10 protein-coding genes are annotated in these 15,927 nt (G+C 58.2%); 6 read left to right on the plus strand and 4 right to left on the minus strand.

The window, feature by feature from the left end; all coding sequences use genetic code 11:
• The first annotated feature begins 213 nt into the window (after window positions 1–213).
• Genes coaE through uvrB form a run of 3 tightly spaced genes read left to right on the plus strand, consistent with a single transcriptional unit; the run spans window position 214 to window position 3,721 of the window.
• The gene (gene coaE / locus DW029_RS08960; RefSeq protein ID WP_118345856.1) at window positions 214–855 is read left to right on the plus strand and encodes a dephospho-CoA kinase; all 642 of its coding nucleotides are present in this window, start codon (window positions 214–216) and stop codon (window positions 853–855) included.
• Window positions 848–1,429 (plus strand): lytic transglycosylase domain-containing protein, encoded by a 582-nt coding sequence (locus DW029_RS08965; RefSeq protein WP_117799003.1) that lies wholly within the window; start codon window positions 848–850, stop codon window positions 1,427–1,429. The genes coaE and DW029_RS08965 overlap by 8 nt, the downstream gene beginning before the upstream one ends.
• A gap of 51 nt (window positions 1,430–1,480) precedes the next feature.
• The gene (uvrB, locus tag DW029_RS08970; protein ID WP_118345857.1) at window positions 1,481–3,721 is read left to right on the plus strand and encodes an excinuclease ABC subunit UvrB; all 2,241 of its coding nucleotides are present in this window, start codon (window positions 1,481–1,483) and stop codon (window positions 3,719–3,721) included.
• Between the two features lie 65 nt (window positions 3,722–3,786).
• Here the strand turns inward: uvrB and DW029_RS08975 are convergent, their stop codons facing one another.
• From DW029_RS08975 to DW029_RS08990, 4 genes are all read right to left on the minus strand, one after another.
• Window positions 3,787–5,427, minus strand: a complete 1,641-nt coding sequence (locus DW029_RS08975; protein ID WP_118345858.1) for an NAD(P)/FAD-dependent oxidoreductase — start codon at window positions 5,425–5,427, stop codon at window positions 3,787–3,789.
• An 80-nt stretch (window positions 5,428–5,507) separates the two neighbouring features.
• Window positions 5,508–6,779, minus strand: a complete 1,272-nt coding sequence (locus DW029_RS08980) for an NAD(P)/FAD-dependent oxidoreductase (RefSeq protein WP_118345859.1) — start codon at window positions 6,777–6,779, stop codon at window positions 5,508–5,510.
• The gene (locus DW029_RS08985) at window positions 6,780–7,610 is read right to left on the minus strand and encodes an Mrp/NBP35 family ATP-binding protein (RefSeq protein WP_022094864.1); all 831 of its coding nucleotides are present in this window, start codon (window positions 7,608–7,610) and stop codon (window positions 6,780–6,782) included.
• A gap of 145 nt (window positions 7,611–7,755) precedes the next feature.
• Entirely contained in the window at window positions 7,756–9,909 is a 2,154-nt protein-coding gene (locus DW029_RS08990) for an LTA synthase family protein (protein WP_158572654.1), read from the minus strand.
• Between the two features lie 193 nt (window positions 9,910–10,102).
• Here DW029_RS08990 and uvrA point away from each other — a divergent pair, with 193 nt between their 5' ends.
• From uvrA to murJ, 3 genes are all read left to right on the plus strand, one after another.
• Window positions 10,103–12,982, plus strand: coding sequence for an excinuclease ABC subunit UvrA (gene uvrA / locus DW029_RS08995; RefSeq protein ID WP_118345861.1), 2,880 nt, complete (start codon window positions 10,103–10,105; stop codon window positions 12,980–12,982).
• Window positions 12,983–13,116: 134 nt separating this feature from the next.
• Window positions 13,117–13,617 carry a Cys-tRNA(Pro) deacylase gene (gene ybaK, locus DW029_RS09000; RefSeq protein ID WP_117735354.1) on the plus strand — a complete coding sequence of 167 codons (501 nt, stop codon included), beginning with the start codon at window positions 13,117–13,119 and terminating at the stop codon, window positions 13,615–13,617.
• Between the two features lie 3 nt (window positions 13,618–13,620).
• Window positions 13,621–15,924, plus strand: a complete 2,304-nt coding sequence (gene murJ, locus DW029_RS09005) for a murein biosynthesis integral membrane protein MurJ (RefSeq protein ID WP_233543846.1) — start codon at window positions 13,621–13,623, stop codon at window positions 15,922–15,924.
• Window positions 15,925–15,927: the final 3 nt, after the last annotated feature.

Here is a 15,927-nt window from a genome sequence, read left to right on the forward strand (position 1 = left end):
AGGCCAGGGCGCCGCTGACCGGTGGACGGCACCGAGCCGTACGCTTGAACTGAAGAAGGGGGAGGCCTCGCGGCCTCCCTCTTTTTTGCGTTAAAGACACGTTGTGCTTTGGGACCTAGCTCCCTCTTATGCGCTCTTACTGTTTGGCTGTATTTTGAGCCCTTCTAGTGTATTTGAGCGATAATTACTCGCATTGGCGTTAGGGAGGGCTTGATGTTTACCGTATTTGTCTTGGGCAATATTGCTTCGGGTAAGTCGACTGCCTGCCGCTATTTCGAATCTCGTGGCGCTATGCTTATCGATCTGGATGAGCTTGCAAAATCGCTGTATGTTCCGGGCTCTGATATCGTCAATGCTCTCGCGGATGAATTCGGTTGGGACATTTTGGATGAGGAAGGCGCCATTCGCCGCAGCATCCTCGCTTCTCGAGCTTTCGCTTCTCCTGATTCGGCCGCACGGCTCAATGGTATCGTGCATCCCGTTCTCATTGAACAGCTTTCGCTTAGGATTCTCGATCCGGTTTGTTGTACGGTTTCGTCTCCCCGTTATCCCTTTGCGGTAGTCGAGGTTTCTGCTCCGACTGGTTTTGAGGATGCATTTGGCTTGGCTGATGAAATTCTGGTTATCAGCGCTCCTTTGTCAGTTCGTCGCGAGCGTGCTATACAACGTGGCATGGAGCCATCTGATTTCGATGCCCGTTCTGCTTGCCAGCCCGATGAGTCTGCGCTGTGCAATCTTGCTACAACGGTTATTGATAATGCGGCAGGCGATAACTCGCTCTTTGAACAACTGGATGCATGGCTTGCGCGCCATGGGTTCGTGGATGTTGTGGATAAGGAGGAGGCCGATGCCTAAGACACGTTTCCTTACTTGGTATCGCCTTATACCGCTGGCTGCCGTTTTTGTCTTTGGCCTTATCTCATTCGTTTACTCGTATGCTCCTGCTGCTTTCTTTAAACCGCTGTATCCGATTGACTACGAGGCGTATGTAAAGCAATCCAGCATTTCGCATAATTTGGATCCGTATTTGGTGTGTGCTGTCATTAAGTCTGAATCGAATTGGGATCCCGAGGCCGAGTCGAATCAAGGTGCTCAGGGATTGATGCAGCTGATGCCCGAGACTGCTCAGGATATGATCGCCAAGGGCCTTGTCGACGGTGGCGAGTATTCGGCCGACAACCTTAACGATCCGGCTACAAATATCGAGTTTGGCTGTGCGTATCTTTCGTATCTTCTAGCGTATTTTAACGGGTCGACCGACAGTGCCATTGCCGCCTATAACGCTGGCATGGGCAATGTCGACGGATGGGCGCAGCAAAGTACGTCGCTTCATAATGCAATCACCTTTCCCGAGACGCAGGCGTATCTGATTCGTGTCAATAATGCCTGGGTTCGCTATAAGACCCTCTATCCCGATCGGTTCGTATAGGACTATGCCTGCCGCCTGCGTATACTGCAGATATATGAGTTAGGAGTATCCATGGCGGAATTTGAAGTTGAGCGTGTTGGAGGAGAGCTCAAACGTTTTGGCGTTGAGGGCTCTGAGGTGCCGTTTGAGGTCGTGTCTCCATACGAGCCCGCTGGTTCCCAGCCTAAGGCCATTGAGTCGCTTGTGCAGGGTGTGAGGGACGGAGATCGCTATCAGGTTTTGCTGGGCGTGACTGGTTCGGGCAAGACCTTCACGATGGCTAAGACTATTGAGGCCCTGGGGAAGCCGACGCTGGTCATGGCTCCCAATAAAACGCTCGCCGCTCAGCTTGCGAGCGAGCTCAAAGAGTTCTTTCCCAACAACGCTGTGGTCTACTTTGTCTCGTACTACGACTACTATCAGCCCGAGGCGTATGTGCCGCAAAGCGATACATATATCGAGAAAGACTCCTCGATTAACGAAGAGGTCGAGATGCTGCGCCATCAGGCGACCGCGTCACTGCTCTCTCGACGCGATGTGATCGTTGTCGCATCGGTCTCGTGTATCTATGGCATTGGCTCTCCTGAGGACTATGCGGGTCTGGCTCCAAACGTCGACAAGAAGGTGCCGCTCGAGCGCGATGACTTTATCCATGCACTTATCGACATTCAATATGATCGCAATGACTATGACCTGGCGCGTGGCACGTTCCGCGTGCGCGGCGATGTTGTCGACGTGTATCCGCCTTATGCTGAGCATCCGTTGCGGTTTGAGTTCTTTGGCGACGAGGTCGAGCTGATTGCCGAGATCGATGAGGTTACCGGTGAGATGCTTCGTGAGTACGAGGCCATCCCCGTATGGCCGGCATCACACTATGTGACCGAGAAGCCGAAGGTCAAGGCGGCTCTGAAATCGATCAGCGAAGAGTGCGAGAAGCGCGTGGCGGAGCTCAAGGCGACCGACAAGTTGCTCGAGGCGCAGCGTCTGCAGCAGCGCACCGATTATGATCTTGAGATGCTCGAGACGATGGGCTTTTGCAACGGCATCGAGAACTACTCGCGTCATCTGGACGGTCGCAAGCCGGGTGAGCCGCCGTTTACCCTAATCGATTACTTTCCCAAGGATATGCTCTGCATCATCGATGAGAGCCATGTGACGGTGCCGCAGATTCGCGGCATGCACGAAGGTGACCGCTCGCGTAAGGTGACGCTGGTGGAACACGGTTTTCGCCTGCCCTCGGCGCTCGATAACCGCCCGCTTCGTTTCGATGAGTTTGAGGCAAGGATACCCCAGTTCATCTACGTTTCGGCAACACCGGGCGACTATGAGCTGCGGGTTAGCCAGAACGACGTTGAGCAGATTATTCGTCCGACCGGTCTGCTCGATCCCAAGATCGATGTGCGTCCGGTTCGCGGTCAGATTGACGATCTTGAGGACGAGATTCGCGAGCGCGTTGCCCGCAAGGAGCGCGTGCTGGTGACCACGTTGACCAAGCGCATGGCCGAGGACCTGACCGACCATCTGCTCGATGCGGGCATTAAGGTCAATTACATGCATTCTGATACGGCGACAATGGACCGTGTCGAGATCCTGCGAACGCTGCGCGAGGGCAAGATCGATGTTCTCGTTGGCATCAACCTGCTTCGCGAGGGCTTGGATCTTCCCGAGGTCTCACTGGTGGCAATTCTCGATGCCGATAAGGAAGGATTCTTGCGCAACCGCCGTTCGCTGATTCAGACGATTGGCCGCGCGGCCCGTAACGCCGATGGCGAAGTCATCATGTATGCGGACGTTGTGACCGATTCGATGAAAGAGGCCATCGAGGAGACGCAGCGCCGTCGCGAGATTCAGATGGCATATAACGAAGAGCATGGCATTGTGCCCAAGACAGTGCGCAAGGCCATCAACGACATCTCAAGTTTTATTGCCGAGGCCGAAAAAACTGTGGGTTCCAAGGGGCGCTCGAAGGGCGACTCTCTTGGTCATGGCGCATTCTATACGCCCGATGAGTCGGGCGAGGGCGGCGTGCCGGAAACGGTGGCGCCCGAGCAGACACTTGCGGAGCAGTTGGAAGAACTGCCGCATGACGAGCTTGTGCGGATCGTCGAAACCATGGAAGAGGATATGCGCAACGCTTCTGCCGCCATGGACTTTGAGGAGGCGGCGCGCCTGCGCGATGCCGTCGTTCAGATTCGGGCGATGCTCGAGGGCGCGTCTGAGGACGAGACGATCGAGCGCTTACGTTCGCAGGCCCGCAAGGGTTCCACGTTCGCATCGGGCAGAAAACGCCAGGGTACACGGTTTAAGAAATAGCGAACAGGCCCCGAGTTCCCTGTGGAGCTCGGGGCCTGTGTCTTTTGCGCGCAGAAATTCGTGCGTTAGAGGTCCGCGATCAGGGCTTCGGCACAACGGATGCCGTCGGTGGCCGCGCTCATGATGCCGCCGGCATATCCAGCTCCCTCGCCACAAGGGTAGAGGCCCGGGGTCGACACGGCATGGCACGTTCGGTCTCGGGTGACAGTGACCGGTGAGCTCGAACGAGTCTCCACGCCGGTAAGAACGGCATCGGGACGGTCGTAGCCTCGTAGCTTTTTTCCGAGTAGGGGAAGTCCCAGGCGGAGCGACTCGACGATATGCTGCGGTAGGGCTTCGTCAATTGCCGTCCAGGTCACACCGAGCGGATAGGTGGGCTTTACCTTTCCGGGCGCCTTGCTGGCGCGTCCTGCGAGGAAATCTCCGACGAGTTGTGCCGGTGCGTTCCAGTTGGAACCGCCCAGGCGATAGGCGGCCGCCTCGCAGGCACGCTGGAGCTCGATGCCGGCGAGCGGGTCATCGTTGGGAAGGTCCTCAGGCGTGACGTTAACGAGCAGGGCGGCATTTGCGTTGCGTCCGTCGCGGGCATTGAGACTAGCCCCGTTGACGCACAGATGGCACGGTTCTGAAGAGGCGGCAACAACCTGTCCGCCGGGGCACATGCAAAACGAGAACACGCTGCGGCCGTTGGGAAGATGGGCAACAAGTTTGTAGGGGGCCGCCCCGAGCGCTGGATGTCCCGCCGAGGCTCCATATTGGGCTCTGTCGATGTCGCGTTGCGGATGCTCGATGCGAACGCCCATGGCAAAGGTCTTTTGTGTGAGGGCCACGTTGTGGTCCTTAAGGAGCTCAAAAATATCGCGAGCAGAATGCCCGCAGGCGAGGATGAGGTGCTTTGTCTCGATTGGCTCGTAAGCGGCGTCTTGGGACGATTGGACATCAATACCGGTGATGGCGCCAGACGCGTCGATGCGAATGTCGACGAGCTTCGTTCGATAACGGACGACACCTCCGAGCTGCTCGATGCGCTGGGATATAGCGGTGACAACCTTGGGAAGGATGTCGGAGCCAATGTGCGGCTTGGCATCCCACAGAATATCGCGGGGCGCACCCGCCTCGACGAAGGTTTCGAGGATAAGGCGATGGGCGGGATTTTTTGTTCCCGTATTGAGCTTGCCGTCCGAGAAGGTCCCCGCGCCGCCCAGACCAAACTGAATATTGCTCTCGGGGTCGAGGATGCGCTCCTTTAGAAAGAGGTCGATCGTCTGCGAGCGGCGAAATGCCGGGTCGCCGCGCTCGATAAGCAAGGGCTTAAGACCTGCTTTGGCGAGCGTGAGCGCAGCGAAAAGGCCGGCGCATCCGGCGCCGACAACGACAGGGCGTTCTTGAGGTGCGTCGGAGACGGGGGAGGGGAATGAAGGCTCATCGTCTTCTATCGCGCGTACGCGCGAGCGGTCACGCTCGGCAACGCTGTCGACCGCTTCTCGCTCGAGGTGGGGACTAGTCAGCTCAACACGAAAGCTCAGGATAAAATGGACGTCTCGTTTTTTGCGAGCGTCGATTGACTTGCGGTGGAGTTCGATGGACTTGATCTCGGAGTCCTTGCAACGTAGGATGCGCTTGGCGACTCGCTTGCCAACAATGAGGCAGGTATTTTCATCGCCGGCTTCATCGAGCGACGCGTTGACTTGGGTGATTTCGATCATCGAGGTCTCCTTAGAGGCAAGAAAGAGGCCGTCCGGTATCCCAGACGGCCCGAATGCGTTTTTGATTATAGACTGCGCGGCTACAGGCTGCTTGCAGCGCGAATGCCCGAGAGCCAGGCCCACGCAAGGTTAAAGCCTCCGCAATCGGCGTCGATGTCGAGCGCTTCGCCGCAGACGTAAAGCGGGGCGTCGACAACGCTGCGCGCGCGTAGACTGGGTGTTGAGATGCTCTCGACAGATACGCCACCACGCGTGACCTGCGCCGAGCGCTCCTCGGCTGTTCCCTCGACGAGCAACTTAAAGTGCTTGAGGATCGAGACCAGGTGGATGACATCGTTGGAGCCTGGATGGCACTGCTCGAACGCTGTACAGACGACGCGGGAGAGTTGCGGGGCGAGCATGCCGTCGAGCCAACGGGGATCGCGGGGCGAAAAGCCGCCGAGCAGCTCAACGCGCCGGTTGAGCATATCGAGCAGCTCGTCTTTGGAGAGGTCGGGGAAAACGTCGAGCAGGATCGTATCGCCGCGCTGGATACGACGGGAGAGGTTGAAGACAGCGACGCCCGAGATGCCGAAGGCTCGAAACAGTACTTCACCGTCTTCGTGCCAGAGCTCACTATGGTTACGGGTGAGCGTCAAGCGGGCGCGGACGCGCAGACCATCCAACGTCTTGAGTGCCGCCCGATCGCCAACGACCGTTGCCGATACGGGGCAGAGGATGGGGCGCAGCGAAGTGAGGGGGAGGCTAAACGTATCGGCGATACCGGTGGGGTTGCCGCCCGTGGCGATAATTACGGCATGCGCCTGCAGGGCCTCGTTCTTGCGAGGGACATCGGCGAGCGTTTTCCGAAGCGAGCGGAGCTCCGATTTTCGGTCGTCGTGCCTTTTTGCCTTGAGCGCCCGCGCTGGACGGTCTATTTGGAGTGCCCAGCCTTCGGAAACTTTGTGCGCCGAGGCAACGTTGGCTCCGCAGATTAAGGTGATACCTAGGCGGTTGCAAACGTTGAGAAGCGCGTCGCGCACCGATTCGGCGCGAAGGGAGCGCGGGTACAGCCGGCCTTCCTCGGAGGTTGTCATGATGCCCAGCGAGGAGAAGAAACCCATAAGCTCTTGTTCGGGCTGGGGGCCCATGACGGATTCGACGAATGCGGGGTGGTTATACCGCTGAGGATCAATCGATTCGTTGGAGAGGTTGCAGCGGCCGTTACCGGTCGCAAGGAGCTTAAGGCCGCAGGCGACATCGCGCTCAACGATGCAGACGCTTTTGCCAGCACGTGCGGCCGTAATGGCGGCGGCGAGGCCTGAAGCCCCGCCGCCGATTACCAAGACGTCATAGAGGGCGCTCGCGTTCACTTAGGCCTCGTCGGTCTCGTGCGGGGTAATAGCCTCGACGGCAGAGACTGCCTTGGGCAACATGCCATCGGGCAGCGCGGTCTCGACCTCGCCCTTATCGCAGGCCTCGGCGAGTGCCGGATTAATGGGAAGCTGGCCCAAGATGTCGAGGTTATAGCGCTCTGCGACCTCGGGGAGCTTGCTCTTGCCAAAGACCTCGATCTTCTTGCCGCAGTCGGGGCACTCAATATAGCTCATGTTCTCGACAATGCCCAGAATGGGGACGTTCATCTTCTCGGCCATGTTGACCGCCTTGGCGACGATCATCGAGACCAGATCCTGCGGGCTCGTGACGATGACGATGCCGTCGACCGGCAGCGACTGGAAGACGGTGAGCGCGACGTCGCCTGTTCCCGGAGGCATGTCGACCAGTAGGTAGTCGATGGGGCCCCACGAGGTCTCGCTCCAGAACTGCCTAATGGCGCCTGCGATGACCGGACCGCGCCAAAGGACGGGGTCGGTCTCGTTTTGGAGCAGCAGGTTGGAGCTCATGACCTTGACGCCGTGCTCGGAGATTTCGGGCAGCATAAGGTTGCCAAGGGCATGGACGTGGCGTCCACTCATACCGAACATCTTGGGGATAGAGGGACCGGTGATGTCGGCATCGAGGACGCCGACCTTGTGGCCGTGACGGGCAAGCTCGGTGGCGATGGCACCGGTGACAAATGACTTGCCGACACCGCCCTTGCCGGAAAGCACGGCGATGACGCGCTTGACCTCGGACAGCGTGTTCTCCTCAAATTGCGACGGCGACGTTTGTCCGCCGGCGGCCTGTGCGTGTTCGCAACCCATGTATGACTCCTTTGTATATGCTGGGGCCGGGGCCCCGCGATGTGACACGAGCGTCATTGTACCCTCGTTTGCGAGCGGGAGTCATTTGCGATGCGTTTGGGCCGAGCGTGCTTGCAATACGATGGGCCCAAGCGAATGGGCGGGCTTACTGAACTTTGCTGGCGAACTCGAGGTATTGCATGCGCTGCAGCTTGTCGATCGTCGAGGCGTAGGGGCTGTCTTTCGATTCCAAGTCGTAGCGCAGCCCGTCGGCACCGAGATAGCCGGCGACATTGATGGTGGGCACATCTGACCTTGTCGCAAGCAGGGCCTTTTGGTAATTGGTGAGCGGGGCGCCGATCTTATTAAGGGTAATGGCTGCAATCTCGTTTGCCCCGACGGTGTCGTAGACGTTGAGCTCGGTATTGCCGGCGATCTCATAGTTAGCCCAGACGAGATATGTCGACTGATAGATACGGAAAGCGTGGCTTGCCGTATCTTCCTGAGGGTACAGCTCGTCGTTGAGAGTCGTTGCGGCGCTCGGCTGATGGTCGCCAAAAAAGACAAGAACAACCGGTCTGCCGATGTTGCGGAGCTCGTTGATAAAGTACTCGAGGTCCCGGTCGGATGCGTTGATGCAGGTGAGATAGGTGTTGAGCGCGCTGTTGGCGCCTTCGCTGGCTCCCTCGACCCAATAGTTTGTCAGCTCTTCGGCGGGAACGGTGCCATAGTCGTAGCCGCCGTGATTTTGCATCGTGACGTCAAAGATGAACTGCGGCGCTTCGTCGGTTCTAAGCAGGTCGAGTATCTTGTCGTAGGTGACGTAGTCGCATACGCCGGCATGGTAATAGGGCGCACCTTCGAAATCGCCGATTGAAAGAAAGTCTCCAAAGCCCAGCTGCTGATAGATTTTATCTCGATGGTAGTTGACGGGGTTTTGCGGGTGCATAGCGGTAGTGGTATACCCAAGCTCTTTAAGGTCCTTTGCCAGGCTGTTTACGCCATTCATCTGATACAGCTGATAGGGGATCTTGCCTAATCCGACAAAGGCCGTTGTCGCTCCGGTCAAAAATTCGAATTCGGAGTTCGCCGTTCCGCCACCGGCGACCGAAGCGAGCATGGTGCCGCGAACAAGTGTGTCGGGAAGCGAGTTGTAGAATGCGGGGCCGGTGTACCCGGCCGCCTGGAGCTGCTCAAAGCACGAAAGGTCGCTAAAACTCTCATTCATGACGGCAACAATCGTCGGCTTGATTTCATTGAACTGGGCAACGGCCGCCGCGCGCTGCTCGCTCGAGCCATATGTGCTGTCGTAGGCGGCGGCGAGCTTCTGCTCGATGCTCTGCGCCTCATCGGGCGTATAGTCTTCGGGCTTCTCAATGGGCAACTCGTTGACCATTTCGGTGAACGAAGTGATAAAACCCTGAGACGCATACGTGGTGATGGGCTGCCAACGGTCAAATCCAAAATCCAGCGCCTGCTCCAAGTCGATGTTGGAAAAGCCTGAGAGCCCCACAACGGTCACTAGCAGAAAAGCACAGAGGTTAGCGGCGATAGCGGGGAAGACATGGGTGGGCGTACGGAGCTTTCGCGGTCGGATGAGCGAAAGAAGCCCCAGGGAAATCTCCAGCAGGGCGAGAGAGGTTACGATTCCGGCGGTAAAGGTAAACTCGTATCCCTCGCTCACTTCCATTGCGGTGCCAAGGGCCAAGATATCGCTTGGCAGGATGGCTTCGCCTTTAAACGTTATGACGAAGTGCTCGGCAATGCCAAGGATGCAGCAGACGACGGGCACGAGAGCCATGACGCCTCCATGACGCTGTCCCAGCAAATAAAGGGAGAGCAGAACCGTCGCGAGCAGCCCGACGGAAAACCCGAATGAGTTGGCGGGAATGCGATAGAACGTTTCGTTGCAGGCAATTTCGAGTGAAACGAACGAGAGCGCTGAAACAGCGGCGATGACAAGGATGTCACGGCAAATACAGGCAACCGTTCCCGTCGCAAGGTCGGTTTGGTCGATAAGTCCCGAAACCAAGGGCTCGACAAGAAGCATGACGGCGGCAGCACCGAGCGCCGAATAAGAAAGGACCCATAGGGAGCTGCCCTCATTTACGAGCAATTGATTCGTAACCCATGCAGCTACCACGCCGAGCGGGATGAGGAGCGTCGCGCACCAAAAGACGCGGGCAATGGGTGGCTTTTCGTTGCGTTTGATTGAAAAATACACGCGCACGACGACGGCGGCCACGATAAGGACGGCGATGAATATGGGCAGATTGGCCATGTCGCTCGAAGTGATTTCAAGGGGGATATCTTCGGTCATGGACGTTCCTCTGGTACAGCAAATTAAGTTCAGTATTAGATTACTGTAACCTTTCCACGGCATTTCGAGAAACAAAGCGCCCGATACGCAAAGCTAAAGGTCTGCGAATCTTGTATTACGAACATCTGTGCGCGTCGAGTGCGCTAAACTCATCGGCAGTATGATTCGATGCAATAGGAGGCAAGGAGCTTCCATGTCTGATTCTTCTATCGTTATTCGCGGCGCTCGTGAGCACAACCTCCGTGATATCGATGTTTCCATTCCGCGTGACCAACTCGTGGTCATTACCGGTCTTTCTGGCTCGGGCAAGAGTTCGCTGGCATTCGACACTATCTATGCCGAGGGCCAGCGTCGATACGTCGAGAGCCTTTCGAGCTATGCGCGCCAGTTCTTGGGCCAGATGGACAAACCCGACTTGGATTCAATCGACGGCCTTTCGCCGGCGGTGTCGATCGACCAAAAGACGACGTCTAAAAACCCTCGCTCGACGGTTGGCACCGTAACCGAGATTTACGACTATCTGCGCCTGCTGTTCGCCCGTGTGGGCACCCCTCACTGTCCCGAATGCGGCCGCGTCATTGAGCGCCAGACGACCGACCAGGTTGCCGACAAGGTCTTGGCCGCGGGGGAGGGTCGCCGCGCGTTTGTGCTGGCACCGGTGGTGCGCGGGCGAAAAGGCGAGTACACTAAACTGTTTGAGGACCTTCGCGCCGAGGGCTTTAGCCGCGTGCGTGTCGACGGTGAAGTGCGCTCGCTCGACGATCCGATCGATCTGGACAAGAAGTTTAAGCACGATATCGAGGTCGTGGTCGATCGCATCGTGATCCGCGAGAACTCTCTGGGCCGTATCGCCGAGTCTGTTGAGCAGGCGACCGCGCTGGCTCACGGCAATGTAAACGTGTACATGCTGCCCGATCGTGATGCTCCCGAGGGGACCGAGGGCGAGCTGCTGGAGTATTCGTTGGCCTTGGCGTGCCCGGAGCATGGACACTCCATTGACGATCTTCAGCCGCGTGATTTTTCGTTCAACGCGCCCTATGGCGCGTGCCCCGAGTGCGATGGCCTGGGCTTTAAGAAGACGGTCGATGCCGAAGCGCTAATCGAAGACCCCTCGAAGTCGATCGCCGACGGGGTCTTTGGCAGCCTGTTTGGCAACTCTAACTACTATCCGCAGATTTTCGCTGCGGTCTGCAAACACTTTAAGGTGAGCGTCGGTACGCCGTGGGAGGATCTGCCTCCGCGGGTGCGTCGCGCGTTTTTAGACGGCATGGGCGACCAGAAGATTTCGGTCGACTATCAAAAGCTCGATGGGCGTCGCAGCCAGTGGGACACCAAGTTCTCGGGCGTGCGCAATATCCTGTACGAGCGCTATAACGAGACGACGAATGAGAACGCCAGGGCGCGCTTGGAGAAGTACATTCGCGAGGAGCCGTGCTCGAGTTGCCATGGTGCTCGTCTGCGCCCCGAGATGCTCGCTGTTACCGTAGGCGGTAAGTCCATTTACGAGGTCTGCTGCCTGTCGTGCCGCGAGTCGCTCGAGTTTTTTGAGGGCCTGGAGCTTACCGAGCGCCAACAATTTATCGGCGGGCGCATTGTTAAGGAAATCCTGGAGCGCCTGCGCTTTCTGGTCGATGTCGGACTCGACTATCTGACCCTCGACCGTGCCTCGGCGACGCTTTCCGGAGGCGAGGCCCAGCGCATTCGCCTGGCAACGCAGATCGGCGCCGGTCTCATGGGTGTCCTGTACATTTTGGACGAGCCATCGATCGGCCTTCATCAGCGCGATAACGAGCGCCTGATCAAGACACTTGAGCGCCTGCGCGATATCGGCAACACCGTCATCGTCGTCGAGCATGATGAGGATACGATTCGTGCTGCCGACTATGTGATCGACATGGGCCCCGGCGCGGGCGTGAACGGCGGACACGTGGTCGCCGCGGGAACGCCTGCCGATATCATGGCGTGCCCCGATTCGATGACGGGTGCCTACCTGACTGGCAAGCGAATGATTCGGGTTCCCGACAAGCGCCGCAAGCCCGGTCGCGGCTGCCTTAAGATCACGGGCGCCCGTGCCAACAACCTCAAAAACGTTACCGCCAAGATTGAGTTCGGTACGCTTACGGTCGTTACCGGCGTGTCGGGATCGGGCAAGAGCTCCCTGGTTACCGACACCATCGCGCCTGCCCTTACGAATGCCATTCATCGCTCGACGCGTCCCGTGGGCCCGTACAAAAAGCTCGAGGGTATCGAGTGCATCGATAAGGTGATCGACATTGACCAGTCGCCGATCGGCCGCACACCGCGTTCCAATCCCGCTACGTACATTGGCCTGTGGGATGATCTGCGCGCGCTGTTTGCGAGCACACCGGAGTCGAAGGCGCGCGGCTACTCGCCCGGACGTTTCTCCTTTAACGTGAGCGGCGGCCGCTGCGAAGCATGCAAGGGCGACGGACAAATCAAGATCGAGATGCACTTCCTTCCCGATATCTATGTCCCCTGCGAGGTCTGCGGCGGCAAGCGCTATAATCGCGAGACGCTTGAGGTCACCTACCGTGGTAAGACCATCTCTGACGTGCTCGACATGAGCGTCACCGAGGCGCTGGCTTTCTTTGGCAATATTCCTCAGATTAAGCGTAAGCTCCAGACTCTGTATGATGTGGGCTTGGGTTATGTGAGCTTGGGCCAGCCGGCAACGACGCTTTCGGGTGGCGAGGCACAGCGCGTAAAGCTCGCCAAGGAACTCCACCGCCGTCAGACGGGTAAGACGTTCTACATTCTGGATGAGCCGACGACCGGTCTCCATTTTGAGGATGTCCGCCAGCTGCTCGACGTGCTGCAGCGCCTGGTCGATGCGGGCAACACGGTTCTGGTGATCGAGCACAATCTCGATGTCATCAAGGTTGCCGACCGTCTGATCGATATGGGCCCCGAGGGCGGCAATGGCGGCGGAACTGTCGTGGTCTCGGGTACGCCAGAGCAGGTCGCGGCATGTTCACAGAGTTACACGGGCAAGTTCTTGGCCCCGCTGCTCGAGCGCGACCGCGAGCGTCAAGCACAACTCGACGCCCAGTAAAGAGACGCCGTCATGCGAGAAGCGCCACCGATTCCTTTCGATTCGGTGGCGCTTCTGTGTGTCGAGATGACGTATGCGGCTACATTGGACATATACTTAGGCGTTACGTTCGAATGCGAGGGAAGGGACATGCCATGGCAAAGGCTGCAAAGACGCCGAAAACCAATGCGATGCGCGAGCTGGAAAACGCCGGCATCTCCTATATTCTCCATACGTATGAAGACGATGGCGATGAGTCGGCGGGTTTAGGCGTTGCAATTTCGGAACAACTTGGCGAGGAGCCTGGCCAGGGTTTTAAGACCTTGGTTTGCGTGGCGCCGTCCAATGAACACGTTGTGTGCTGTATTCCCGTTGCCGACGAGCTTGACCTAAAGGCCGCCGCGCGCGCCGCTGGCGAAAAGTCGCTGACCATGATGCATGTTAAGGACTTGCTTGCCGCGACGGGGTATGTCCGGGGCGGCTGCAGTCCAGTCGGCATGAAAAAACGCTTTCGGACGCTGATCGATGAGACATGCGTCCTTTGGGATACCATTTTTATCTCAGGCGGTAAGCGTGGCTATCAGCTTGAGCTTGCCCCCGACGACTTAGTTGCATTTTGCGGGGCGACGGTTGCCCCGATCACGAGAGAGGACTGAACGATGCCGCAGGAAGAATCAAAGCGCGGAGCTCACTTTGCAAAAGGGTCGGCTCCTCAGACGCCCGCGCCCGAGGCCGTTTCGTTCGATAACGAGATTCGAAACGCCTGGTCCGCTGCCGCCGACCCGGGCGAGACGGCCGTGTACTTGCGTGCCGCCGGTGCCGGCACGGCACTTCCCCGTGCGGTTCTTTCTTCGGCTCGTCCCGATGAGACGGCTGTCTTTTTGGCCGCCGCTCAATCGAGCGCCAGCGTGATGCCGATCGCCTCCGAGGCTCCTCGTGCGCCGCGTCCCGATGAGACGGCGGTGTTTTTGATGGCAGCCCAGGGAAAGAGCACGCCGCAGATCGCTCCTGCCGCTCGTTCCGCCAAGCCCGCGGCTCATGATGATGGCGAACCGCTTCTTTCGGATGACGAATGGTCGCCGCTTGGTTCGACCGATCCCGTCGAGGGTGTGGCCATCGATGGCGATGACGACTGGGACCCTCTGTCGTTTTCTGCCCGAACCGCCGCCGCCAAAGAAGTTGACACGGTGTTTGGCAACCATGCCATATTCGAAGATGATGCCGTATCCGGCAACAACATGCCGAACAGCGATGACGCCGCACCTGCCGATGAGGCCGTTTTGGTTGACGATCCCTTTGCGATGACCGGCTCCTTTGTCGTCGTGGACGATTTGCTGCCACAAGATGAGGCTCATGAGGACTCTCAGGACGACGTAGACGATATGGGTTCGTCGGACTACTCCACGGTTGGTCGTTCCGCCGGGCTTATGACCATCCTGACCATCGTGTCTCGCGTCACCGGTTTTATCCGCACGTGGGCAATGGCGGCCGCTATCGGCATGTCGCTACTCTCGTCCTCCTATCAGGTCGCCAACAACCTGCCCAATATGCTCTACGAACTCGTGATGGGCGGCATGCTCGTGACGGCTTTTTTGCCCGTGTACATGGGCGTGAGGCGTGAGCAGGGTCGCGAGGCCTCGAACGAGTACGTGGGCAACCTGCTTGGCATTCTGCTTTTGGTGCTGGGTGGCATTTCGTTGCTGGGGACTGTGTTCGCCCCGGGCTTTATCTGGACGCAATCGTTCCTTTCGGGTGACGGCGGCAGCATGGATACCGCTGCGTTCATGTTCCGTTTCTTTGCCATCCAGATTCTGTTTTATGGTTTGGGCTCGGTGTTCTCGGGCGTTCTCAACGCACACCGCGACTACTTCTGGTCGACGTTTGCCCCGGTCCTCAACAATGTGATCGTCATTGCGAGCTTTATGGGTTTTGCGCCCGTGTCCGCACAGTTTGGCGAACGTGCCGGCATCATCTTGATTGCGGCCGGTACGACCCTCGGTGTCTTTGTTCAGATGGCATGTCAGATCCCCGCGCTTGGTAAGCACGGCGTGCATCCCCATATCCATATCGACTTTAAGGACCCCGCACTGCGCCAGACGATTGCGCTCGGTATCCCGACGCTGCTCGCCACGGTGTGCATGTTTGTCTCGACTTCTATCACCAACGCTGCCGCGCTGGTGGTCCAGCCCGAGACTGGTCCTTCCGTCATCGCCTATGCGCGTCTGTGGTACACGCTGCCCTACGCGCTGATTGCCGCCTCGCTTTCGACGGCGCTCTATACCGAGCTTTCTCACGACGCACAGGAGAAGGATTACGACAGCGTTCGCACGGGCATTTCGCGTGGCGTCGCCCAGATGCTGTTCTTCCTGATTCCGTTCACGCTGTACCTGATTGTCTTCGCGCGTCCGCTCAACATGATTTACTGTGCCGGCAAGTTTGATGAGTCCGGCGTGGCGCTGGTGTCCGAGTTCCTTGTCTACCTGGCGTTCTCGCTGCCGCTCTACGGCGTGGTCGTATTGATGCAGAAGAGCTTCTCTGCCTTGCTCGACATGAAGCCCTATAGCCGCTATTGCCTGTATTCCGCCATCGGCCAGGCCGGCTCGGTTCTGCTGTTTGGCGTTGTGCTGGGCTTCGGTATGCCGGCAATCGCGCTTTCGTATGTCGTTGACTACGTGATCTTGGTCGGTTGTTCGCTGTGGTGGCTGCGTCGTCGTCTGCGTGGCCTTCAGGTCAAATCTATCCTGCATGGCGGTTTCTTTGGCCTTTTGCTCGGTGGCCTGGGTGCTGCCGCAGGCGCCGGCGTCATGTGGGCGCTTGAGCACTTTGTCGGGGCACTTGGCGGCTCGATTCTGATTACTCTTGGCTACGTTTGCGTTGCGGGTGTCGTCTCGCTTGCTGTTACCTTTGGCCTTGCCGTCGTTCTTAAGATGCCCGAGGTCTCGGCGCTGCTTCGTCGCAAGTAGGTG

Source organism: Collinsella sp. AF38-3AC, from assembly GCF_003474365.1.
In the GTDB taxonomy this organism is placed as follows: Bacteria; Actinomycetota; Coriobacteriia; order Coriobacteriales; family Coriobacteriaceae; genus Collinsella.

Coding starts and splice junctions, on each gene's coding strand:
- coaE (WP_118345856.1), top strand. CDS start 214: ATGTTTACCGTATTTGTCTTGGGCAATATTGCTTCGGGTAAGTCGACT.
- DW029_RS08965 (WP_117799003.1), top strand. CDS start 848: ATGCCTAAGACACGTTTCCTTACTTGGTATCGCCTTATACCGCTGGCT.
- uvrB (WP_118345857.1), top strand. CDS start 1,481: ATGGCGGAATTTGAAGTTGAGCGTGTTGGAGGAGAGCTCAAACGTTTT.
- DW029_RS08975 (WP_118345858.1), bottom strand. CDS start 5,427: ATGATCGAAATCACCCAAGTCAACGCGTCGCTCGATGAAGCCGGCGAT.
- DW029_RS08985 (WP_022094864.1), bottom strand. CDS start 7,610: ATGGGTTGCGAACACGCACAGGCCGCCGGCGGACAAACGTCGCCGTCG.
- DW029_RS08990 (WP_158572654.1), bottom strand. CDS start 9,909: ATGACCGAAGATATCCCCCTTGAAATCACTTCGAGCGACATGGCCAAT.
- uvrA (WP_118345861.1), top strand. CDS start 10,103: ATGTCTGATTCTTCTATCGTTATTCGCGGCGCTCGTGAGCACAACCTC.
- ybaK (WP_117735354.1), top strand. CDS start 13,117: ATGGCAAAGGCTGCAAAGACGCCGAAAACCAATGCGATGCGCGAGCTG.
- murJ (WP_233543846.1), top strand. CDS start 13,621: ATGCCGCAGGAAGAATCAAAGCGCGGAGCTCACTTTGCAAAAGGGTCG.